The organism is Olsenella sp. HMSC062G07, assembly GCF_001811895.1.
GTDB classification, from domain to species: domain Bacteria; phylum Actinomycetota; class Coriobacteriia; order Coriobacteriales; family Atopobiaceae; genus Olsenella_F; species Olsenella_F massiliensis.
This window is the reverse complement of record NZ_KV806947.1, coordinates 66,700-89,137: the sequence shown is the minus strand read 5'-3', so window position 1 is coordinate 89,137 and position 22,438 is coordinate 66,700. Positions and strand designations below refer to the sequence as shown.

Below are 22,438 nucleotides of genomic sequence, written 5' to 3'. Positions count from 1 at the left end.
TTGTCAAAGCGCTGGGGTTTGTCGGCCTTTTGGGAGAGGCTTGTGGGCACTGTGAAGCTGATTGATTGACCTGGCTCCAGCGACGGGATGGTCCATGCGAGAGTGCGACCGTCGCGCGTGAGGCTTGCCGCAATCTCGTCCATTCCCTGGGTAAGTGCGTTGCCATCCTTGTCGGTGCCACTCACCGTAATGTTGTCCTCATCAATGTCCAGTCCCTCAGGTACGGGATCGCTGACCTTCACGTTGGCAAGGGGAAGCGCGTCATCCTCGTTGGTCACCGTAATGGTGTACGCGATGGGCTCGCCCTGCTCGTTCTTAATTTTTGCGGGCGCGTCTTGGGTACCCGAGGCGGGGTCTGACGACTTGGTAAGCCCAAGGTTCACCATATGGAGCTTGACCGAGCTTGCCGCATAGAGGTCGTTTGTCAGGGGGCTTGCCCCACCCGTTGCGTTAACGCACCTCACGCGGTGCTGGTTGACGGCAAGCGTGCCGTCCAGCTTGTCGTTTGCGGCTTCGTCCTTTGTGGAAGAGTCCATATTGATATAGGCCACGAGCGCCGATCCGGGGGCCAGGACAAAGTCATCCCCACCCTTGGTCTTGGAGACGTCAATCGCTATCGCACGTATGGCGTTCTTGGTTGTCTCGGGTAGCGAAGCGCCCATCTGCGCTAGGTCGTCTGTCCCCTCGTATTTTGTCCACACCTGCGTGTTGGAGAGGTCTGTGTCTGCCTCGCTGGGGACGGCGGTAGCGTAGTAGAGCACGGGCTGAGCATGGTCGTTTGCCCCGGTCTTTCCAAAAGAGGTGCGTCCAGCGATAGCCGAGAGGTCAACGCTTCTAAAGTGGCCCCGCCATGCAGAGCTCTGCGCCGGCGAGCCGCCGTGTGCGTCCGCACCGTTCTCGAGGGTGTCATAAAAGACGATCTCCGTGCCTTTGCTGGCCTTCTCCTGGTAGTAGGCCAGGCGATACTGATAGCTGGAGTCCGTGTAGACGTCGCTCGTGTCTGCGTGGACGTCCTCGAAGGTCTGACCCAGCTCGACGTTGCGAACCTGCTGTTCGGTGCCCGCCTCGGTCACGTTGACCGGCTTGAAGCTCACGGGCCTGTGCGTCAGGCCAAAGCCGACGGTATCGCCTGTCTCCGCGTCGCGAACCGCGTCTGCCAGCGAGGTGAAGTAACGGTACGTCTCGGGATTGTCCGTCTTGGAGAAGTCAATCTGCGCGGGATCCCACTCGCCCTTCGAGGTGTTCACGAAGGCGACCGTGTTGAGGATGTCGGCTCCCCTGTCACGGATGTTCGCATAGGAGTTGACCAGGTCAAACTTGAGGTAAAGCCTAAACGTTGGCGCGTCATAGCCGGTGTACTTCATCGTGCCGTCGTCGTTGCGCACGCTATAGGCGCTCTCCTCGGGCGGAAGACCTTTGAGCGTTACCTTGAGCATCGTAAGGCCGCTGCCCTGGTAGTTGGGAATCGTCTCGACGTCATAGTACGAGGCGTCAAAGGGAACGTACAGATGACGCGTGTTGGGATAATGCCAGCGCCCAACCTCGATGCTCGACTTGTCCAGCGTGGTGCCTGCGGGCAAAAGATCCCAAAAGACGCCAGATGAGATCACGTATTTGCCCATCAGCTCCTCGTTCTCGCTATAGCATGCCCTGAGGTTCATGCCGTCGCCCAAGGTACCCAAGTTATTGAAGGCCATAACGGTGTAGGTGACACGCTGCTTTGCCTTGTCGGGGATGTCCGTGACGGGGCTCGCGCTCTTGAGGACGCCGCTGTTCCTGGAAATCTGATTGAGGCGATAGGCTATGTATACGTTGTGTTCGTCATCCGTGCTGGCCGTCACCCCGGAAAGCCTCCGCGTGGTGAGGTCGCCAGCCTGCTCGGCGGTCTTTCCCTCCATGAGCTTGTAGTCGGCCGGAGCCGTGTAGTAGGTCTCCTTGCCATCCTTGATGTTTTGGTGCACATAGTCCCTGACCCTCTTCGAGGGAAGCAGGACCTCCGTGGTCACCAGGGACAGGCTGCTTTCGTAGTAGGAGCTCTCATGGCTGACGCGCACGTCCACGACGTCATCCGGCAGCGTGACACGTGCCGTGCCCCTAACGTTGACGTCCTGGAAAAACTCAAAGTTATTTTGCCCTGCATGCCTGATATAGAGGCTCACGGGCTTTTGGTTGGCGTAGTCCTTGGAAGGAGACGACATGCGCTCCCACACGCCCGCCTGGGAATACACCGCATCATATTCCTGCAAGCCTATCGTTACCTGAGTGTAGCGATAGTCGTCGTCGGAAAGGTTGACGGGGTCGATCAGCTTGTCTGTGGTCCCGGGTATGCGGCCATTGCCGTCACCGGTAGAGAGAATCTTTCCCCGCTCCGAGATGACCATGGTCCTTGGCTCACAGGAGTACGTATGGGCGTCCTTGTCCCAGGTGGGCCTCACAGGTCCGCTGTCGGCAACGTGAGTGAAGGAGTCGGTACCCCAGAAGCCCCCTTGCACTTCCGCCTTCTTACCGGCGTCAAGAGCGCTTTGGCCACCATAGTTGACCCGCGCGTCCGTATCGTTCAGGTTTTTGCCGTCAGACCTCAGGTGGGTATACTTCCTGTATCCATAGTTGCCCTTCTCGAGGAGCAAGATGTTGGCCGCAGTCGTTGCGCTGACCTCAAAGCGGTGCGGTTCTGCCGGGTTGCTAGGGTCGTCCTTGGAGCTCTGGGTGACCTTGACCGTGTTGTGCACGTCGATGCCCTGCTTTTCCATGTCCACGCCACGGGCCTTAGCATCCGTAATGAGCGTGTTGGGATAGCGCATCAGGAGGACGAAGGCCTTCCATCCGCCGGCGTTGCCGCTGGAAATTGCGTTGTTGTACGTGCCGCCAAGATCGAGATACGCTTGGCTGTTCCACCGGGAGTTGACAAGGGAGGATTGGATGCCCTCGTATACGATGGGGCTCGTCTTTGCAGCCCCGTCAGACCACAGACGCCCCTCCCAGTCCTTGGCTAGGTCGCCGAGCGTGGTCAGGTTGAGCCCCTGGTACATGCGGGCAAGATCGCTGAACGCGACCTTTTGGTCGGCGGTCCAGGCGCCGACCAGCTGCCCACCTTCGCCCGCGGCAGACCCCACGTTCTCGAAGGTGTAGGTGAAGGGCTGGCTGCTGGATTCGGTCGTCGTCCCAAAGCGCCTGATCTGGGCGGCATAGGCAACGTAGAAGTAATCGTCCGCGTCGGCCGGCTTGGGACCCCAGCTTGGCTGCCAGGTCAGATAGGTGTCCTCGGTGGGCCTGGGGGTGGCCTGACTCAGGCGCTTGATGGTGAGCGCAGGCGGCTTTGCCTCGGTGTGGACCTTGACCGTGAGCGTGACGGTCTGCGTGAAGTCAGCGTTGCCGTCCAGGTCCTTGTCCACGCTCAGGGTGACGTCAAAGGTCTTCTCGTAGTTTCCCTGCGCGTCCACGCTCAGGACAGTTGGGATGAAGTGATAGTTAAACAGGAAGCTGTCCGCCTTGGATCCCGAGATGGCCTTGGCGTTCGTGGCGATGACCCTTGAGCCGTCGTCGCTTGTTGCATAGTTGAAGCTGGTCGTGTCGGCGATGGCGGGGGCGGAGGGCACCTGCGTCTGGAACTGGCTCAGGGGGCTGAGGGGGTTCTTATTGATGTCAACGTAGGTATTCGTGTCGCCATCCCAAGTGACAAACAGCGAGGAGGGGGCGCTCACCGTAACCGAGCCCGCCGGCAGGCTCGTGACGTTTCCCGTGTCCGTAAGATTGAAGGAAATGTCCACGGATGCAACATACGGCCTGTTGTACAGCGGATGGGAGGCAGTGCCAAACGATAGGGTAGCGGGGTTCTCATATTCATAGCCCGTGGTGGTCGCATTGAAGGGATTGCCCCACTTGGCCACAAACTTGTAGTCGGGCTCCGCAGGGGCGGGGGCCTTTGCGGGAGCGGAGGGCGCCGTGGCCGCAGAAGCGGAGGCAGCGGCGTCAGCGGGGGCCACCGTTGACGCGGAGGTCTCCTCGGCGGAGGCGGCAGCATCTCCAGTGGAGGCGGGAGCTGCAGACGCCTCAGCGGGCGCAGAACTGTTCTCGGCGGCGGGAGCGGCCATGGCGGGAAGCGCCACGCCCGCAGCGACAAGGAGGACGACGGCAAACGCCAGGCCTGCGTTGCGGCGGAGCTCGCACAACGCAGACCGCAAACCTCCCCGTGGCGTGTTGGTCCTAGTGTCTCGCATGGCGCTCTCCCTTCCCCGCACGGGTGACAAGCCGCGCGAATACAGCAAAATTGCACGTATCAGCCGGCGTACGGCCGTGCGCTGGCTGATACGTGCATATTAAGTCCTTTTACCATGTATTCAGCTTGCAAACAAGCAAGAGTGCCTAAATAGCCATCCGTCTGTAAACCGTTTTGGCCCAGGTTATGTCGCTCGTGCCCTCAAAATCGCTCCTTCAGCCCATTTGCACGTTCAGGACCCGCCTCGGCGGGTTCTTTTTTTGCGCGATGCTCGGGGGGTCCCGTTCAAAGCGTACGTCTGGACGGGTCTGAATAATCGAATCCTGGGCAAACGTAAAAGTTAGCCTCCGCGACGCGCACTTTAGGCGGGGGAGGCCGAGCATCCGGCCGCGCGCCGGGCCGGCCCGTAGCCAGAACACGACGCTTGTGTCAAAATCGCGGGCTTTGGGCCGGGATTCTGACACAAATGTCGTGCTTTGGCTAAGCCCTGCGGCCCAGCCAGGCATCGCGGCCCGGCCAGACGTCACGGACCGGTCAAGCCCCGCGCGCCAGGCAGGCATCGCGGCCCAGCCAACCGCCGCGGACCGGTCAAGCCCCACAGCCCAACCAGAGAAGATCGTAAAAGGCCGCCAGAAGGCGCCCGGCGGGAGGCGCCAAGGGTCGCCCACCCGCTCACGCGAGCAAGCATGCCTACACGTTGAACAGGAACTCCATGACGTCACCGTCTTGGACCACGTAGTCCTTGCCCTCCATGCGGAGCCTTCCCGCCTCGCGCGCGCCCGTCTCGCCGCCCAGGGCAACGTAATCGTCAAAGCTGATGGTCTTTGCCTTGATGAAGCCACGCTCAAAGTCGGAATGGATGACGCCGGCGGCCTCGGGTGCCTTGGCGCCGATGCGCACGGTCCACGCGCGCACCTCCTTGGGCCCCGCGGTGAAGTAGCTCTGCAGGCCCAGCAGCCGATAGGCCGCCTGCGCCAAGGTCTGCAGGCCGCTGTGCTCTAGCCCCAGGGACGCCAGGTACTCCGCCGCCTCGTCGGCGTCGAGCTCGGCAAGCTCCGCCTCCACCTTGGCGCAGATCGCGATGGGTTGCCGGGCTCCCATGGGCGCCGGAACCTGGGTCACCGCGTCCTCGTCAACGTTCGCCACGTAAAGAATCGGCTTCATCGTGAGCAGGAAGAGGTCGTGCGCGCAGGCTCGCTCGTCATCGCTCATCGGGAGGTCGGCGGCGCGGTTGCCATCGTCGAGCCATGCCTGCAGGCGCTTGGCCACAGCGAGGCGCGGCGCGCACTCCTTGTCGCGCTTGGCCTCCTTCTCGAGCTTGGGAATCGAGCGCTCCAGCGACCCCAGGTCGGCCAGGACGAGCTCAGTCTGAATCGTGTCCACGTCGGCGGCGGGGTCCACGCGCCCGTCCACGTGCACCACGTCGGCATCAGAAAAGTACCTCACGACCTCGCAGATGGCGTCGCAGTTGCGGATGTTGGCGAGAAACTGGTTGCCCAGGCCCTCCCCCTCGTTAGCGCCGCGCACCAGTCCTGCGATGTCCACGAACTCGACCGTGGCCGGCACGACGCGAGCGGGGCTGACTATCTTGGCAAGCTGCCCGAGCCGCTCGTCGGGCACGTCAACGACGCCCACGTTGGGGTCGATGGTGGCAAAGGGGTAGTTTGCCGCCAGGCCGCCCTTCTTGGTGAGGGCCGTGAACAGGGTGGACTTGCCGACGTTGGGCAGCCCCACGATTCCGATAGACAGCGACACGGTATGCTCCTTAGCAGCTCTTCCGATGTGACAGACTCTTATGGTGTAACGAACCCTTACGGTGTGACGGACCCTAGCTTAGCGCAGTGGGGACCATGACGCGCGACCTATGCCGTGGCGTCGCTCCCATGCCGCCGCGTCGCAGGCGTGCGGCGGGTGGCGCACCGACCGCGCCCGCCGACGCTACTTCGTATCGTCATCCAGGCGCTCAAGGGCGTCGAGCGCACGGTTGAGCTGGCGCCTTCCCTCCTTGGCAGCCTTGTGCGCCCTCTCCATCTGCTGCTGTGCCTCGCGCTTGCGACGCTCTGCCTCCTTGTCGCGCACGACAAGCTCGCTGGGGTCGCAGGTTTCCATGGTCAGGGCATCCTCCGGGCACACCCGCACGCACGCCGCGCAATTGATGCAGTAGGCCGTCTCCACCGAAAAATGCCCCTGCGCGTCGAGCTCGCAGGCGTTGACGGGACACATGCGCGTGCAGACGTCGCACATGGTGCAGCGCGTGGTGTCGCAGGAGGGAACCTGCAGGCGCATGCGCCCTGCTAGGGCGGGGTGGCCCTGGAGCATGCCCAGCACGGTGCGACGCTTTTGGGTGAGGATGCGCTGACGACTGGCGGAGGTCTTGCCGCCCACGGCGTTCTCCAGAGACTGCTGCATGCGATAGAGCTGGTCGGCGTGGTCCTTGACCTTCTTGGCGACTGCCTGGGCGCCCGCCAGCGCCGGGTTCATCGAGGTCAGGGCGGCCTGCCCCGCGCGGCGCATCTCGTTGAGGAACTGGCCGCGTCGATAGGCGCGCGTCTGCTCGTGATTGAGCTCCCCCTCGTCCACCTCGAGGCCCACCGACGCCTGGGACCACTCCTCGGCCACAGAGATCTCCGTGGCGTAGGCCTCCTCGCCCGTGGTGGTGCGGCAGCGGTCGCAGATGCCTAGAGGCAGGTACACGCTGACGTTGTCATAGTCGGCGATCAGCGAGAACCACAGCTCGCGCGGGATGAGGCCCACGCAGGGCAGCAGCACCTCGTTGTCCTTGGGAAGCCTGCCGAGGGCGCGCGTGCAGGTGACGTAGCACTGCTCATGGGCGCTGGCGGCGCGCACGATCTTGTCATAGAGCTGCCGCGTCATGAGTCGCTGCGCCACGAAGACCTCACTCGGGCAGACCATGGTGCACAGGCCGCACATGCGGCACGTGTCCAGGACGCGAATGCTCGCCTTGTGGATCTCGATGGCGTCCACCGGACAGATGTCCAGGCACAGGCTGCAGCAGGCGTCGGCCACCTCTTGGCTCACGAGCGAGCTGGCCTTGCAGCGCGTGCAGAAGACCGAGTTGGAGCGGGGGCGCTCCTTGTAGTCGGAGGGGTCGTACTGCCTGACCTTTGAGGGGTCGATCACCGCATCCGTCAGGCTGCCAAGAGGGTTTTGCAGGCCGCTGAAGCCGTCCCGGATGTCTATGAGGTCATCGAGAACATCGTGCTCGTCACGTGCGTCAGCCATGAGGTCCCTTTCCGCCGGGGCGAGAGGTGCTCGCCGGGCGTCTGCCCTGAGCAGCCATTCTAGCACGGCGCGACCTGCCCCACGTGGCGCCTATCCCTCGACGATGGCGATGCTCGCGCTCGTGCCCAGACGATCGGCGCCGGCGGCCACCATGGCATCGGCCTCCTGTCGGTTATGGATGCCGCCCGCCGCCTTGATCTGGCAGGCGTCTCCCACCGTCGCTTTCATAAGCTCGACGGCATGAATCGTGGCGCCCCCCGTGCTGAAGCCCGTGCTCGTCTTGACAAACGCGGCACCAGCGGCCATGCAGTCCTTGCAGGCGCGAACGATCTGCTCGTCATCCAGCAGACAGCACTCGAGGATGACCTTGACGGGGTGGCCGTCCGCGGCCTTCACGACCTCGGCGATGTCGTTTTTCACGTACTCGTCGTCTCCGTCGATGAGCTTGCCCACGTTGATGACCATGTCGATCTCCGCAGTGCCATCCAGCACCGCCTGGCGCGCCTCGGCAACCTTGCCCGCCGTGGTGGCGGCCCCCAGGGGAAATCCTATGCAAGTGGTCACCCCCACGCCGGAGCCGGCAAGGCGCCTGGCGGCAAAGGCCGTCCAGCAGCCGTTGATGGAGACCGTCGCAAAGCCGTATCGCTTGGCCTCGTCGCACAGGCGAGCAAGGTCGGCTTCGGTCGCGTTTGCCTTGAGGATGGTGTGGTCGATGCGCGCGTTAAGATCCATGGGGTCGCCTTTCCGGTTGGCCTTGCTGGCGAAGACGGGCCGATGCTATCCCGTACCGCACGCGTCCGTCAAGATGGCCACGACGGTGCCGGGTGCTTGGGGGGTCCCGTTCAAAGCGCACGTTTGGGCGGGCCTTGATGATCGAATCCTGGGAAGACGTACGTGTTTGCCTTAGTGGCGCACGCTTTGAACGGGGGTGCCGAGCATCCACCTGCCCTCGTCCCAACATGCGGCATGGCATGCAGCCTCGCGCGACAAGAAGGGACCCCGCCGCGACTGCGGCGGGGTCCCTTGAGATCAGGCGGTGCGACGCAGGGGCGTCGCGTCCTGCGAAACGTCCCGACGCGCGGAACGTCACGGCGTGCGGCCAGGCCGCAGAGGCCTAGTACATGCCGCCGCCCTGTCCGCCGGCAGCGGCGGCGCGAGAGATGGCGTCCTCGATGGAGGTGTCCTTGGGCTCATCGGAGACGGTCGCCTCGGTGATGAGAATCAGCGAGGCCACGGAGGCGGCGTTCTGGAGCGTGGTGCGGGTGACCTTGACGGGGTCAAGGACGCCCATCTCGATCATGTCGCCCCACTCGCCGTTGGCGGAGTTGAGGCCCTGACCCGCAGGCAGGCTCTTGATCTTCTCGACAACGACGGAGCCCTCAAAGCCGGCGTTCTGGGCGATGGTCTTCACGGGAGCGGCGAGGGCCTTGCGGATGATCTCGACGCCGATGCGCTCGTCGTTGTCAGCGCACTCGACGGCCTCAAGCGAGGCCTCGGCCTGCAGGAAGGCGACGCCGCCGCCGGCTACGATGCCCTCCTCGACCGCGGCGCGCGTTGCCTGCAGCGCGTCCTCGATGCGGTGCTTGATCTCCTTGAGCTCGACCTCAGTGGCCGCGCCCACCTTGATGACGGCGACGCCGCCGGCGAGCTTGGCCATGCGCTCCTGGAGCTTCTCCTTGTCGAAGTCGGAGTCGGTGTGCTCGATCTCGCCCTTAATCTGGGCGATGCGGTCGGCAATAGCCTCCTTGGCGCCGCCACCGTTGACGATGGTGGTGCTGTCCTTGGTGACCTTGACCGACTTGGCGCGACCGAGCATCTCGGCGGTGACGTCGGTGAGCTCGACGCCGAGCTCCTTCATCGCGGGCTGGCCGCCGGTGACGATGGCGATGTCCTCGAGCATGCGCTTGCGGCGGTCGCCGTAGCCGGGGGCCTTGACGGCGCAGACGTTCAGCGTGCCGCGGAGCTTGTTGAGGATCAGGGTGGCCAGGGCCTCGCCGTCAACGTCCTCGGCGATGATGAGCAGCGGCGAGCCGCTCTTCTGGATGCCCTCGAGGACCGGGAGCACGTCCTGGATGTTGGAGATCTTCTGGTCGGTCATGAGGATGTAGGGGTTCTGGAGCTCCGCCGTCATGGTCTCGTTCTCGGTGGCGAAGTAGGGCGAGATGTAGCCCTTGTCAAACTGCATGCCCTCGACGGTGTCGATGTCGATGCCGAAGGTGTTGGAGTCCTCGACGGTGATGACGCCGTCCTTGCCCACGACGTCCATGGCCTCGGAGATCTTCTTGCCGATCTCGGGATCGACCGCGGAGATGGTGCCCACCGACGCGATCTGCTCAGAGGTGGAGACGTCGCGGGAGGCGCCCTTCATCTCTTCCACGGCGATGGCGACGGCCTTGTCGATGCCGCGACGGATGGCGATGGGGTTGGCGCCGGCGGCCACGTTGCGCAGGCCCTCGTTGACGATGACCTGGGCCAGGAGCGTGGCGGTGGTGGTGCCGTCACCCACGGTGTCGTTGGTCTTGGTGGCGACCTCCTTGACGAGCTGGGCGCCCATGTTCTCGATGGGGTCCTTGAGCTCGATCTCCTTGGCCACGGAGACGCCGTCGTTGGTGATCGTGGGGGCGCCGTAGGAGCGCTGGAGCGCCACGTAGCGGCCCTTGGGGCCCAGGGTGGTGGTGACGGCGTCGGCCAGGGTGTTCACGCCCTTGGCGAGCTTGGCACGAGCGTCAGTGCCGAAGACGATGTCCTTTGCCATGATGTGTTCTCTCCTTTTTTGCTTGCCGTGATGCGATGTGCGCGACGATGGCGCGAGCGCTACTCGGAAATGATGGCGTAGATGTCATCGGCGCGGAGCAGCAGGAAGTCCTCGCCGTCAATCTTGATCTCGTTGCCGCCGAACTTGCCGTAGTAGACCTGGTCGCCAACCTTGACGTCCGGGGCGACGCGCTCGCCCTTGTCGTTGAGCTTGCCGGCGCCGACGGCCACGACCTCGCCGCGCTGAGGCTTCTCCTGCGCACCGGACGAGATGTACAGGCCGGTTGCCGTCTTCTCCTCCTTGGGGGCAGGCTTAACGAGAACGCGGTCGCCCAAAGGCTTAAGAGTCATGTTCAAGAACCTCCTTCTTGTGCGCCGCCAGGCGCGTTTCCTGCGATGACGTTGACCCCAGGCGCAAGGCTGGGAATCTTCGCCTCTCTACCGTTGAGAATAGTACCCCTCACGAGAGCCCTATACACCCACGAGATAAGAAATCTTCAGACAATGACTTAGATTTTCTGTTGTCCCAAGAAGCAGGACAATTTCTTCATGGTTTTGCGCGCGGCCTACAGGGCCTGCGGGGGCCCACACGACCGTGAGACGCGCGCGGGGTCGAGAGACATTGGGCCGCGCGGAATCGAGCGGCGGGGGTCGGCGAGGGCCCGGCGACCTGGCGTCAGCGCCCCTCTTCCAGCTCCGCCAGCTCGCGCAGCCACACCGCCGGGCAGGCGTCGCTCGGCATGCGTAGGTCGCCGCGGGGACTCACGGCCACCGACCCCACCTTGGGGCCGTCGGGCAGACAGCTGCGCTTGAACTGCTGGGCAAAGAAGCGACGGTAAAACGTGCGCAGCCACTTGAGGATCGTCGCGTCGTCATAGTTTGCCGCAGTCCCCCGGCCCAAGGCGTAGCGTGTCAGGCGATACACCTTCCTGGGCGCAAAGCCGCGGCGCAGCACCTGATAGAGGAAGAAGTCATGCAGCTCGTAGGGACCCACGAGGTCCTCCGTGCGCTGCGCGATGCTGCCGTCCTTTGCAAAGGGCAGAAGCTCGGGCGAGACGGGCGTGTCCAAGACGTCAAGGAGCACCCGCGAGAGCGCGTCAGCGGCACAGGTGTCGGCCACGTAGCGCACGAGGTGGCGGACGAGCGTCTTGGGGACCCCCGCGTTGACGCCGTACATGGACATGTGGTCGGCGTTGTAGGTGGCCCAGCCCAAGGCAAGCTCGGAAAGGTCGCCCGTGCCCACCACAAGTCCGCCCTCCTGGTTGGCGACGTCCATGAGAATCTGGGTGCGCTCGCGCGCCTGGGCGTTCTCGTAGGTCACGGAGCGATCGCTCTCATCGTGCCCGATGTCCCGAAAGTGCTGGCGCACCGCCGCCGCGATGGGAATCTCGCGCAGGGTGGCGCCCAGGGCCTTCGTGAGCTCAAGGGCGTTTCCGTGCGTGCGGTCCGTGGTGCCAAATCCCGGCATCGTGACGGCGATGATGCCGGCCGGCGCCAGCCCCAGGATGTCAAAGGCCCGCGCCGTCACGAGCAGCGCCAACGTGGAGTCAAGGCCGCCCGAGACTCCCACCACCGCGCATTCCGAGCGGGTGTGCGACAGGCGCTTGGCCAGACCATGCGCCTGGATGGCAAGGACGTCCTCGCAGCGCTCGTTGCGCCTGGCGGAGCTCGCCGGAACAAAGGGATGCGGGTCGACGCGGCGGGTCAGGCGGGTCTCCTCCCGCCTGAGCGAGAAGGGCGCGCACAGATAGCCTGCGGCCGCGGGGTCCGCAAGGGTCTTGAAGGTCGTCAGGCGGCGGCGCTCCGCCGCAAGGGCGCGGACGTCCACCTCGGTCAGCGCGGAGGCCGAACCAAAGGGCCTGGCCTCCGCCAAAAGGGCGCCGTTCTCGGCAACGAGGTCGTGAGCCGAGAACACCAGGTCCTGCGTGGACTCGCCCCAGCCCGCGCTGGCGTAGGCGTAGGCGCAGACGAGGCGGGCGCTCTGGCCCACGACGAGCGAGCGTCGGTAGTCCGCCTTGCCCACGACGGCGTCCGAGGCGGAGAGGTTGACGATGAGGGTGGCACCCGCCCGGGCGTGACTGATGGAGGGAGGCTCGCTCACCCACAGATCCTCGCAGATCTCGACGGCCACCACCAGCTCAGAAAGCTCCTCGCAGCAGAAGAGCTGATTGGCGCCAAAGGGGACGTCATGCCATCCGGCAAGGTCAACGCGGCGCGGCACCCTGGGGCCGGGGACAAAGTGACGCAGCTCGTAGAACTCGTTGTAGTTGGGGACGTTGAGCTTGGGCACAAGTCCCAGGAGCCTGCCATGGGCGAGCACCGCGGCGCAGTTGTGGAGCTTGCCGCCCGCACGAACGGGCAGACCGACGACGACCAGGGCGTCGAGGGAGGCGAGGTCCTGGGCCAGGCGCCTGAGGCCGCGCTCCGCCGCGTCGAGCAGGGCGTCCTGCCAGAAGAGGTCTGCGCAGGTGTAGCCCGTGACGCAGAGCTCGGGCAGCACGACGACCTTGGCGCCGTCATCCTCGACGGCCTGGGTGACCACGTCAATGCACGATTCGACGTTGGCCTGGACATCGGCGACCTTGACCTGCGGCGACGCTGCGGCGACCTTCACAAACCCGTCCTGCATGGTTCCTCCCTGCGTATGGTGACGTTGGCCTCGCGCCTGCGCGAGCCTCAAGGTGGCGCCGCCCTGGTGGGGACGCCGGCCTCGTGGGGCCATTGTCGCACGTCCGGCACGCCGCGGGGCACCAGACGCGGTGCGCGGGCGACACGACGCGTCACGGGGCGCCGGCGCGGCGGCGCGGGATCGGGCGGCGCAAGACGCGGCAAGGCGACTACGCCTCCCAGACGAGCCTCCCGCCCACGTACGTGGCAAGCGTGCGCGCCTCGGTGATGCGCCCCGGGTCCGCCGTCATGAGGTTGGCGTCGAGCACGACGAGGTCGGCCAGCCTGCCCGGCGCGAGCGTGCCCAGCTCCCCCTCGCGACCGCATACGTACGCCGAGCCGCGCGTGTAGGCGTCAATCGCCGTCGCCATTGATATGCGCTGCTCAGGCAGCCAGCCGCCCGCCGGGCCGTCGGCGTGAGGGTCCGCGCGCGTGACCGCGCACGCAAGCACGTCCAAGGCCGAGTCCGCGACGCAGGGCGCGTCGGTGCCAAAGGCCATCATGACGCCCGACGCCTCAAAGCTCGCAAAGGGCCACATGAAGTTTGCCCTTTTTGGCCCCAGGTCGCGAACGGGCTGAGCCGTGTCGATGATTAGATGCTGAGGTTGAACGGAGGCGACGACGCCTGCTGCGGCCATGCGCGCGACGTCACCAGGCAGGAGGTTCTCGACGTGCTCGATGGCATGACGTCCCTGGCGGGGGCTGCCGTAGCGCGCACGAGCCTCGGCGAAGATGTCGATGGCGGTCGATACGGCCTTGTCTCCGATGGCGTGGATGCGCGTGGCTAGGCCCCTCTCTGCTGCCGCGAGGACGTAGGAGCGCATCAGCTCGGGATCCACGGTGGGCCGGCCGCAGTCGCCCGGGACGTACGGGTTTGCGTACGGCTCGTGCAGCCACGCCGTGTGAGCGCTCGAGATGCCGTCAAAGAACTGCTTGGTGCCGGGCACTCGCAGATAGCTGCCCGCCAGGCGCGCCCGCAGAGTCTCGACGCGCTGGTAGCTGCCCACGTTCTGCGGAAAGAGGCTCACGCGCACGGGCAGGCTGCCCCGCTCATCACCCAGCCCGATCTCCCCCTCGTCCAGCAGGTCCTCGTAGATGCCCTCATAGACATAGTCCACGCCCGGCACGGCGCAAAGCGCCATGTCGCAGACGGAGGTGATGCCCTGCGACACGCTCATGCGCATGTAGGAGCGATAGGCCGCAAGCACCTCCGCGCGGGGCAGGGTGTCAAAGACCTTGGCCGCATACACCATGGCAGCAGCCTCGCGCAACACGCCCGTGAGCTGGCCGACTGAGTCCCTCTCAAAGCTGCCGCCGGGCGGCGGGGCGCTCTGGGACGTGATGCCCAGACACTCCAGCCCGCGTGAGTTGAGCCAGAGCGTGTGAAGGTTTCCGGCATAGAGCGCAACGGGCCTGTCGGGAAAGACCCTGTCCAAAGACGCCCTGGTAGGGGGCGTACGGTCATCCCACAGGGCCGAACGCCAACCCTGGCCGATGAGCCATCCGTCCTTGCCCGCGGGCGACTTGGTGGCGGCAAACGCGCGCATGATGCTGACGCAGTCCTCCTCGCTTGCGCCGTCGCAGTGGCAGGCGAGCGGCGAGCGAAAGAGCGCCGTGTGAAACACGTGCTGGTGGGCGTCGTGAAAGCCGGGACAGACGAAGGCGTCGCCCAGGTCGCGCACGCGAGCGCCGTCGGTTGTCAGGGCCGCGAGCGCGGGACTGCGAGGGTGTAGGACGTCGCGGATGCGATCGCCTTCGATTACGAGGGCCGCAGGGACGTCGGGACGGCGCTTGTCAAGATAGACGTGGCGAGAGGTGATGACGGCAAGCGAGGAGCCTGGTCCGGCCATGGGACTTCTTTCCTTGCGGCGGCACATGCGCCACCTGCGGGCGGCACGTTGAGAAACGCATTCCCCACCTTAGCCAAAACACGGCAAACGTGTCAGAAAACGCCGCCAGGGGGCATATTCTTGTTTCAAACGTCGTGTTTTGGCTAAGCGACGGCACAACAGCCGCCCGAGCGGCGCACCTAGTCCTTCAGATAGCGCGCAAGAAACTCGCGAGTACGCGGCTGCGTGGGGCTGGAGAACATCTTCTGTGGCGCCCCCTCCTCCACGATGACGCCCTGGTCCATGAAGACCACCCTGTCGGAGACGTTCTTGGCAAAGGACATCTCGTGCGTCACGACCACCATGGTCATGCCGTCTGCGGCCAGGCGCCTCATGACCTCGAGTACCTCCCCCACGATCTCGGGGTCGAGGGCGGAGGTGGGCTCGTCAAAGAGCATGAGGTCGGGACTCATGCAGAGCGCCCGCGCGATGGCGACGCGCTGCTTCTGACCGCCCGACAGCGTGGAGGGCATGGCATGGACGAAATCCGCGAGACCCACCTCGCCCAGGTGCTCGAGCGCCATCCGCTCCGCCTCGGCCCTGTTCGCCTTCCTGAGCGTGACGGGCGCGAGCGTGCAGTTGCCCAGGACGTCCATGTTGTTAAAGAGGTTGAAGGCCTGAAAGCACATCCCTATGTTCTCGCGCAGCCTGTTGACGTCAACATGCTCGGCAGCAAGGTCCTGCCCATGGAACCAGATGTGCCCCGCGTCGGGCGTCTCGAGCAGGTTGATGCAGCGCAGCAGGGTGGACTTGCCCGAACCCGAGGCGCCTATGACCGTCACGACCTCGCCGGGCATGACCTCAAAGTCAATGTCCCTGAGCACCTCATGGCTGCCAAACGACTTGCGCAGGCCCGCGACCCTCACGACCGGGGACGCGTCCTGCCGTTCAGTGGTGTTGCGCATCATCGTGCCTCCCCCTTGGCCGGCATTGCGGCGGGCGTGTCGGACGTCCCCAGCACCACCTGGGTGCCCTGCACGTCAAAGCGCTTGCCAAACTTGCCCAGCAGCCACGAGGCCGCCAGGGTCAGGATGAGGTAGACCACGGCCGCCGCCACGTAGACCTCCATCTGCTTGTAGTACACGCCGGCTATGGTGCGCGTGGCAAAGGTGAGCTCCAGGACGCCGATGGCCATGAGCACCGACGAGTCCTTGATGTTGATGACCAGCTCGTTTGACAGGGCGGGAATGGCGTTCTTGATACCCTGCGGGAACACGACCCTGCGCATGGCCTGCCACTGCGAGAGGCCCAGCGAACGCGCCGCCTCGGTCTGCCCGGCGTCCACGGCGCCGATGCCGGCACGCAGGACCTCCATCATATAGGCCGTGGAGTTGAGCGAGACGGTCACCAGCGCGGCTACGAACGGCGACCACACCACGAGAATCTGCGAGGCCGAGAGGCCCCTCCCCGCCAGGACGCCCGTCCCCGCGTAGTAGATGATGAGGCCCTGGATCATCATGGGCGTGCCGCGCACGACCTGCGAGTACACCTTGGCAAAGCCGGCGCCCACGATCTTGAGAAGGCGCACGAAGTCGTTGTCGGAGCGGTCGGGCAGCTGCAGGCGCAGAAAGACGAGCGCCAGCGCCAGGAAGAAGGCGACCACGGTGCCCACCAGGGCGATGATGACGGTGTTTGCGACGCCCTGGACGAAGGTGGGCCACATGTTGCACAGCATGTACGCCATGGACCCAAAGAAGTCCGTGGGGTTGGTCGTCTGGGCCGCCGCCCAGCTCACGAGGCTGATGCCGCCCATGACCACGCGATCGACCGCAAAGAGCAGGACGATGACCCATATGACGTACGAGGCGTACCGCTCCGCCCGAAGCGCCCGGGGACGGCAGAAGGGAGAGCTTGCCCTATATGCGTCGCCCCTCCAGCGCAGCAGCTTGTTGACGAGCGCGACGAGCGACACCGCGACCCAGGCCAGAAGCAGGTAATACAGGATCGACTCCACGACATAGGACGCGGCGAGAAAGCTCATGCCGGGATGCGGCGTGTTGGCAAGCCAGAGGCCGCACAGCGCGAGGGCGCTCGTCCCCAAGAAGACGTAGCGGTGGTCGCGCGTGACAAAGCGCGTCATCAACGCGCATCGGGTGGGATGCGCGGCAGATTCGTGGCTCATGTGCGAGGCTCCTTGCGACGGGACAGGCAAAGGCGCTACTGGGGCAGGCGTTCCTGCACGGCGTCCCAGGCGGCCTGGCGCTCGTCCTGCGAGACGGACTTGATGGCGTCGTTGATCTTGGCGAGCACGTCATCGTGCCCCTTGGCGATGCCGACGTTGATGGGGACGTCCTCCTGGAAGAGGATCTTGCTGCCGTCGATCTGAACGGCCACAAGGTCGGGGTTGGCGACCAGAAGGCCCTTCTCGTTCTCGACGTCAAAGGTGATGGCGTCGCAGGTACCCTGGTTGAGGGCCGAGAGCTGCGCGGGGACCGAATCGACGGGCGTCATGTGATTGACGCCGTCGATCTCGTCGATGACCGTGTCGAGCAGCGTGTCGCGCTGACCGAGCACCGCCGCGCCCGAGAAGGCGCTCAGGCTCGTTGCGTCCTCGTAGGAAGAGCCCTTCTTGACGAGCAGGCCATAGTGGCCCACCCAGTAGGGGTCGGAGAAGTCGATGGACTGGCGGCGCTCGTCCGTGGCGGTCATACCGCCGCAGATGACGTCGATGACACCGTTGGTCAGACCCTCAACCAGACCTGAGAACTCCATCTTCACCGCGACGGGCTCAAGGCCCAGGGCCGTGCCGATCCTCTTGGCGAAGACGATGTCGTAGCCGTCGGCATAGGCGCCGTCCTGCCCCTGCACGGGAATGGTGTCGTCGGTGGACTCGGAGGTCTGCCAGTTGTACGGCGGATAGGCAACCTCCATGCCCACGCGCATCGTGCCGTTGTCGCCAAAGCCCGACGCCGCGGATGGGGAGGACGAGCCCGTGTTGGCCGTCTGCGTGGAGGGACCGCACGCGCTCAGGAGCGTCGAGCTGGCAAGGGCCGCAGCGCCCAGGCCCGAGGCCTTGAGGAAGTCACGGCGGGTGCTGGCGTTGGCTGCGTTCATGACGGAACCCCTTCCTGGCTGGTGAACTGTCGGACCAGTGTACGACCGTCTTTCGAGCGATCGGAGGAGGCGAGCAGAACGTAATGGCCTTGAAACCGCATGAACATCTGCGTGAATTGTCAGAAACGCAGAAGTCATGACAAAAATATGCACTCTGACCGGCGAGGGCGCACGTCAAGACGACACGTTGGACACGGCCTCATGCGCATCGGCGGCCTTATGCGCGTCAGAAGGGCACGAGCACGGCGTCAGGCTCCTGGATCAGCCCAAAGGGCGTCGTCATGACCGTGACAGAGAGCGCAAGGATGAAGGCGGCAAGGACAAGCCCCACGACCGTGACGACAAGCTTGAGCCCGTGCCTGGTCAATCACACCACCCCGCCTGAACGTCACCTTGTCGTTGCTCGTGCAGACTTCATACCGTATGCCCTGACGGCAGGGGCTTCAAGCAATTTGTCAAATTGACCGACAATTACACAATTCAGCACGCTGGTGAGTGCCGCCGACGCCTTTCGTGGTGTGCGGCGTCCAAGCGTCATGGAGCGTCAGGGGGACGGAGGACGCGGCTCAAAGTCTCCCGAGGCTCGCTTGTTCGCAAGGGCCTAACGCCCCGGCCACCCGGGCGCGACGACGGGTTGCGCCTCAGATGACCAACAGCCGAGCCTGGCGTTGGGGTCCGCGTCCTGGGTGAGCGCGACGAGCACGCCCGACTGCCAGTTGCGCAGCGCCGCCAGCGCGATCATGGCGCCGTTGTCGCCGCAGACCGCCAGAGGCGGCACAGTCACGCGAATGCCCCGTCGCTCGAAGGTGCGGCGGTATGCGGCCCTGAGCTGCGGGTTGGCAGCGACGCCGCCGCCCACGCAAAAGTCGTTGACGCCCGTCTCCTCCACCGCCGCGACGGCCTTGGCAACCTGCACGTCGATGACGGCGGCTTCAAAGGAGGCGGCGAGGTCGGGCAGGTTGATGGCGCGCCCCGCCTTGCTCTCGCCCTCGATGTAGGTGATGACGGCCGTCTTGAGCCCCGACAGCGAGAAGCGGTAGTCGTGACTGTGCAGCATGGCGCGGGGAAAGTGAATGGCCTTCTTGTTGCCCCGCGCCGCTAGCCTGCTGATGACGGGGCCGCCCGGATAGCCCAGGCCAAGCGCCTTGGCGACCTTGTCAAACGCCTCGCCCACCGCATCGTCTATGGTCGTGCCCAGGATCTCGTAGCGACCCCAGCCCTTGACGTGCACGAGCATCGTGTTGCCCCCCGACACCAGGCTCGCCACGAAGGGGGGCGTGAGGTCGGGCGTCTCGAAGAGGTTGGCCAGAAGATGCCCCTCCAGATGGTTGACGGAGGTGAGGGCGAGGTCGGCGGCGGCGCAGAGTCCCTTGGCAAACGCCAGGCCCACCACCAGCGCACCCACGAGTCCCGGTCCCGTCGTGACGCCCACGCAGGCGAGGTCCTCCGGCGCCAGCGTGTCACAGCCAAAGTGGGCCCCCGCCTGCGCGAGCGTCTCCTCGTACACGCCCACGATGGCCTCGACGTGCTTGCGCGAGGCGATCTCGGGGACGACACCGCCAAAGCGGGCGTGAAAGTCAACGGAGGTGGCGACCACGTTTGAGCAGATGACGCCATGCGAGTCTATGACGGCCATGGCCGTCTCGTCGCAGGAGGACTCGATGGCGAGCACGAGGTCGCCCGCCTCGCTGAGCGCCCGACGCGTCGCCTCGTCACGCGGTTTGGGCTTGATGGGCCAGGGGCGAATCGAGGCGGAAGGCTCGGGCATCCGCGCCTGGAGCCTCTCGTCCGCCCGCAGGGGCAGCGGCGAGCGCAGGACGAGCGCGTCGACCGGCGTTCCCGTGGCGTCAACGCCGTAGTAGCCGGGTCGTTCGCCCACCTGCGAAAAGCCGAGCGAGCCATAGAGCGACCTACCCGCCTCGTTGCCCCGCTCCACCTCAAGGGAGGCGCTCGTGGCGCCAAAGGTCTGGCCGTCGTAGGCGACGCGCGCCACGAGCCGGCTCGCCACCTGCTGCCGCCGACGCTCCGGGGCGACGACCACGTCCGTGATCTCGAGGTCCGAGCCCGCAAGCCGGCCGCCCGCAAAGCCGACTATCCTGCCTTGGTCATGCGCCACCCACCAGCTGCGCCGTGGCTGGGCGAGCTCGTCGGCGAACATCTGTCGCGTCCAGGGGGTGTGAGCCGCCGCGGCAAAGACGCGCCCCTCAAGCGCCGCCACCGCGTCGAGATCGGCGGCGATGAGGGGCCTCAGCTGCAGATGACGCCCGGCAAGGGCATCGCCCACGCCCGTGAGCCCCGCGGACGCAAGACGCTTGAGCCCCAGGCGGGCCCGTTCGTTTTCCTCGGCGTCCGAGAGGCGCGTGTAGATGGGAAGCACCAGCGCGGGGTCCCCGTCGCCGACGGCCGGCCGCGCGTCGGGGGCGGAGGCGGCACGCGCGAGCCCCTCCCCCGTGGGATGCCACAGGCTCTCGTCAAGCCGTCTCGTGAGTCCCGCCTGGGCGAGCAGCTCCGCATGGCGCCCGAGGCCGTCTCCCGTGAGGACGAGCTCGTCTGCGTCGGGGCGCGCGGCAAGCTCCTGCGCCGCTGCGGCAGCCTTGAGAACGCGCTCCACGTCAAAGCCGCGATGGGCGCCTCGCTCGTCAAGCAGGTAGACGCCGGGATACAGCTCGCCTCGCATGGCGTCGCCCACGACGGCGAGCCTGCCGCGCACGCCCGACTGCCAGGCGGTCCAGGCGACGGCGTCAAGGGTGGAGGCGCCGTGCAGGGGCACGCCGCGGCCGCAGGCAAGGCCCTTTGCCGTCGCGATGCCAATGCGCACGCCCGTGAAGGAGCCGGGACCCCGACCCACGAGCACCTTGGTCACGTCGGCCATGGTGAGGCCGGCGGCGGCAAGCGTCGAGAGGGCCGTGGTCGTCAGCTCGACGTTCGCCCGGCGGCGGCAGAGGTGGTCGGACGACGCCAGCACGTCAAGACGCCCCTCGTCGACGCGCACGACGGCGCAGGCGAGCATGTCGGTGGAGCTGTCAAGGGCAAGGACGATGGACATGATGGCATCAGCCAATCCGTCGGCCGCGCACGCCGCGGTCGGCATCGGTCGGTGGGTACGGGGGCTAGTGTAGCCCTCTTGCAACGGGCGGGCGGGTTACGCCTGCGGTCCAGGGCCGGGAGGCTGAGGCTGTGGGTGACCGGGGGCGCCAGGGACGACTACGCCCGGGCGCCACCTCCCACCATGTCGCGCAGCGTACCAACCAGCTTGTCGCCGCGCGCGTCGTGAGACACGAGGCGCAGCGACCGCGGAGGCTCCACGCCGGGCGCGACCTGTCCGTCAAGCCGAGACACGAAGACGTCCACGCGCTCGTCGCCGATCTGCTCGACAAACTGCTCGCCCCATTCGATGACGCAGGGCCCGTCGCCGCCGAGCACGTCGTAGAGGCCCACGTCGACGAGCTCGTCGGGGTCGGAGAGGCGGTAGAGGTCAAAGTGGTACAGAGGCAGCTCTGAGCCCTGGTAGACCATCTCGATGGTGAAGGTGGGGCTCGTCACGTCGCCAGCCACCCCCATGCCCGCCGCGATGCCCTTGGTGAGCTGCGTCTTGCCGGCGCCCAGGTCGCCTGTGAGCACGAGCACGTCTCCCGGGCGCAGAAGGCCGCCCAGGCTGCGACCAAGCGCGATCGTCTCGTCCTGGGACGTCGTCACGAACTCAGCTTCCATCCTTTACCCCCTCGTCAGACGCCTCGGGGTTGACCCTGAGCCACGCCCCCGCCATGGCGAGGTCCTCCCTGAGCAGGGGCAGCCAGTCGGCATGGTAGATGCAGGCGGCGGGATGGAAGGTGGGGCACACCACAAAGTGGCCCACCTGATAGAGCGCGCCTCGAAGCTTGGTGACGCCCCGCTCGGTCTTGAGCAGCCACTGCGAGGCGAAGTTGCCCAGCGTCACGATCATGTCGGGCCAGACGCTGCGCACCTGCTCCCTCAGGAAGGGCGAGCAGGCCTCGATCTCGCCGGGCTTGGGGTTGCGATTGCCCGGCGGACGACACTTGACCACATTTGCGATGTAGACCTCGTCGCGCGTGAGCCCGGCCACCGAGAGCAGCTCGTCGAGCTTGTGGCCCGCCGCGCCCACGAAGGGCTCCCCCTGAAGGTCCTCGTTTCGTCCGGGACCCTCGCCGATGAACATGACGCGCGCGTGCGGGTTGCCGACGCCAAACACGATGTTGGTGCGCGTCTGTCCCAGCTCGCAGCGCAGGCAGTCGCCCATGACCGCCCGAATCTCGTCCAAGGCGACCTCGCCGGGCGCCGGGGCGTCATGTCCGGGTATCTTGAGTGCGCTCATGTCGGAGGGCTCCCTTCGCCCACGGCCACCGTCCCTCACGCGCTCACACGTAGACCTTGGGCAGCCTCTGCCCAAAGTTGCAGGTGACCTCGTAGTTGATCGTGTCTCGGAGCGTCGCCATCTCGTCCGCGCCGATGTACTCGTCGCCGTCGCGACCCATGATGGTGACGACGTCGCCCGGGGCGACGGGCGCGGTCGTCTCGACGCTGTGAGGGCGCCTCTTGCTGACGTCCACGGAAAACATAAGCTGGTCCATGCAGATGCGTCCCACCTGGCGCTGGC

Annotated in this window: 16 protein-coding genes; all 16 read right to left on the bottom strand. The window is 65.7% G+C overall.

Annotated elements, in window-relative coordinates; genetic code table 11:
- Window positions 1-4,217: DUF11 domain-containing protein (locus HMPREF2826_RS03230; protein WP_148138316.1), on the bottom strand; the 4,217-nt coding region annotated here is incomplete at its 3' end.
- Between the two features lie 689 nt (window positions 4,218-4,906).
- Window positions 4,907-5,971, bottom strand: coding sequence for a redox-regulated ATPase YchF (ychF, locus tag HMPREF2826_RS03225; RefSeq protein ID WP_070639141.1), 1,065 nt, complete (start codon window positions 5,969-5,971; stop codon window positions 4,907-4,909).
- A gap of 183 nt (window positions 5,972-6,154) precedes the next feature.
- Complete coding sequence (locus HMPREF2826_RS03220) at window positions 6,155-7,459, bottom strand: 4Fe-4S binding protein (RefSeq protein WP_070639139.1); 1,305 nt, start codon at window positions 7,457-7,459, stop codon at window positions 6,155-6,157.
- 90 nt (window positions 7,460-7,549) lie between these two features.
- A complete protein-coding gene (gene deoC, locus HMPREF2826_RS03215) occupies window positions 7,550-8,191 on the bottom strand; it encodes a deoxyribose-phosphate aldolase (RefSeq protein WP_070639137.1) in 642 nt (213 codons plus the stop codon).
- Window positions 8,192-8,573: 382 nt separating this feature from the next.
- Window positions 8,574-10,214, bottom strand: coding sequence for a chaperonin GroEL (gene groL / locus HMPREF2826_RS03210; RefSeq protein ID WP_058270897.1), 1,641 nt, complete (start codon window positions 10,212-10,214; stop codon window positions 8,574-8,576).
- 59 nt (window positions 10,215-10,273) lie between these two features.
- A complete protein-coding gene (groES, locus tag HMPREF2826_RS03205) occupies window positions 10,274-10,564 on the bottom strand; it encodes a co-chaperone GroES (RefSeq protein ID WP_058270896.1) in 291 nt (96 codons plus the stop codon).
- A gap of 325 nt (window positions 10,565-10,889) precedes the next feature.
- Complete coding sequence (locus tag HMPREF2826_RS03200) at window positions 10,890-12,842, bottom strand: NAD(+) synthase (RefSeq protein WP_070639135.1); 1,953 nt, start codon at window positions 12,840-12,842, stop codon at window positions 10,890-10,892.
- 208 nt (window positions 12,843-13,050) lie between these two features.
- Window positions 13,051-14,730, bottom strand: coding sequence for an amidohydrolase (locus HMPREF2826_RS03195; RefSeq protein WP_070639133.1), 1,680 nt, complete (start codon window positions 14,728-14,730; stop codon window positions 13,051-13,053).
- Window positions 14,731-14,909: 179 nt separating this feature from the next.
- Complete coding sequence (locus HMPREF2826_RS03190; RefSeq protein ID WP_305778299.1) at window positions 14,910-15,677, bottom strand: amino acid ABC transporter ATP-binding protein; 768 nt, start codon at window positions 15,675-15,677, stop codon at window positions 14,910-14,912.
- Window positions 15,674-16,891, bottom strand: a complete 1,218-nt coding sequence (locus tag HMPREF2826_RS03185) for an amino acid ABC transporter permease (protein WP_083307220.1) — start codon at window positions 16,889-16,891, stop codon at window positions 15,674-15,676. The genes HMPREF2826_RS03190 and HMPREF2826_RS03185 overlap by 4 nt, the downstream gene beginning before the upstream one ends.
- Before the next feature lie 35 nt (window positions 16,892-16,926).
- Entirely contained in the window at window positions 16,927-17,823 is an 897-nt protein-coding gene (locus HMPREF2826_RS03180; protein WP_083307219.1) for a transporter substrate-binding domain-containing protein, read from the bottom strand.
- Window positions 17,824-18,049: 226 nt separating this feature from the next.
- Window positions 18,050-18,190 carry a hypothetical protein gene (locus HMPREF2826_RS09395; RefSeq protein ID WP_168163970.1) on the bottom strand — a complete coding sequence of 47 codons (141 nt, stop codon included), beginning with the start codon at window positions 18,188-18,190 and terminating at the stop codon, window positions 18,050-18,052.
- Window positions 18,191-18,424: 234 nt separating this feature from the next.
- Window positions 18,425-20,869 (bottom strand): tRNA (adenosine(37)-N6)-threonylcarbamoyltransferase complex transferase subunit TsaD, encoded by a 2,445-nt coding sequence (tsaD, locus tag HMPREF2826_RS03175; protein ID WP_070639166.1) that lies wholly within the window; start codon window positions 20,867-20,869, stop codon window positions 18,425-18,427.
- Between the two features lie 158 nt (window positions 20,870-21,027).
- Window positions 21,028-21,534 (bottom strand): tRNA (adenosine(37)-N6)-threonylcarbamoyltransferase complex ATPase subunit type 1 TsaE, encoded by a 507-nt coding sequence (gene tsaE, locus HMPREF2826_RS03170; RefSeq protein WP_070639131.1) that lies wholly within the window; start codon window positions 21,532-21,534, stop codon window positions 21,028-21,030.
- Complete coding sequence (locus tag HMPREF2826_RS03165; RefSeq protein WP_070639128.1) at window positions 21,524-22,156, bottom strand: uracil-DNA glycosylase; 633 nt, start codon at window positions 22,154-22,156, stop codon at window positions 21,524-21,526. The genes tsaE and HMPREF2826_RS03165 overlap by 11 nt, the downstream gene beginning before the upstream one ends.
- Window positions 22,157-22,199: 43 nt before the next feature.
- On the bottom strand, window positions 22,200-22,438 hold a 239-nt coding region (locus tag HMPREF2826_RS09240; RefSeq protein WP_305778298.1), incomplete at its 5' end, for an alanine racemase C-terminal domain-containing protein.

What these genes read in the sequence shown, in the direction of transcription:
- HMPREF2826_RS03220 (WP_070639139.1), bottom strand. Translation starts at nt 7,459, where the DNA reads ATGGCTGACGCACGTGACGAGCACGATGTTCTCGATGACCTCATAGAC.
- deoC (WP_070639137.1), bottom strand. Translation starts at nt 8,191, where the DNA reads ATGGATCTTAACGCGCGCATCGACCACACCATCCTCAAGGCAAACGCG.
- groL (WP_058270897.1), bottom strand. Translation starts at nt 10,214, where the DNA reads ATGGCAAAGGACATCGTCTTCGGCACTGACGCTCGTGCCAAGCTCGCC.
- groES (WP_058270896.1), bottom strand. Translation starts at nt 10,564, where the DNA reads ATGACTCTTAAGCCTTTGGGCGACCGCGTTCTCGTTAAGCCTGCCCCC.
- HMPREF2826_RS03200 (WP_070639135.1), bottom strand. Translation starts at nt 12,842, where the DNA reads ATGCAGGACGGGTTTGTGAAGGTCGCCGCAGCGTCGCCGCAGGTCAAG.
- HMPREF2826_RS03195 (WP_070639133.1), bottom strand. Translation starts at nt 14,730, where the DNA reads ATGGCCGGACCAGGCTCCTCGCTTGCCGTCATCACCTCTCGCCACGTC.
- HMPREF2826_RS03190 (WP_305778299.1), bottom strand. Translation starts at nt 15,677, where the DNA reads ATGATGCGCAACACCACTGAACGGCAGGACGCGTCCCCGGTCGTGAGG.
- HMPREF2826_RS03185 (WP_083307220.1), bottom strand. Translation starts at nt 16,891, where the DNA reads ATGAGCCACGAATCTGCCGCGCATCCCACCCGATGCGCGTTGATGACG.
- HMPREF2826_RS03180 (WP_083307219.1), bottom strand. Translation starts at nt 17,823, where the DNA reads ATGAACGCAGCCAACGCCAGCACCCGCCGTGACTTCCTCAAGGCCTCG.
- tsaD (WP_070639166.1), bottom strand. Translation starts at nt 20,869, where the DNA reads ATGTCCATCGTCCTTGCCCTTGACAGCTCCACCGACATGCTCGCCTGC.
- tsaE (WP_070639131.1), bottom strand. Translation starts at nt 21,534, where the DNA reads ATGGAAGCTGAGTTCGTGACGACGTCCCAGGACGAGACGATCGCGCTT.
- HMPREF2826_RS03165 (WP_070639128.1), bottom strand. Translation starts at nt 22,156, where the DNA reads ATGAGCGCACTCAAGATACCCGGACATGACGCCCCGGCGCCCGGCGAG.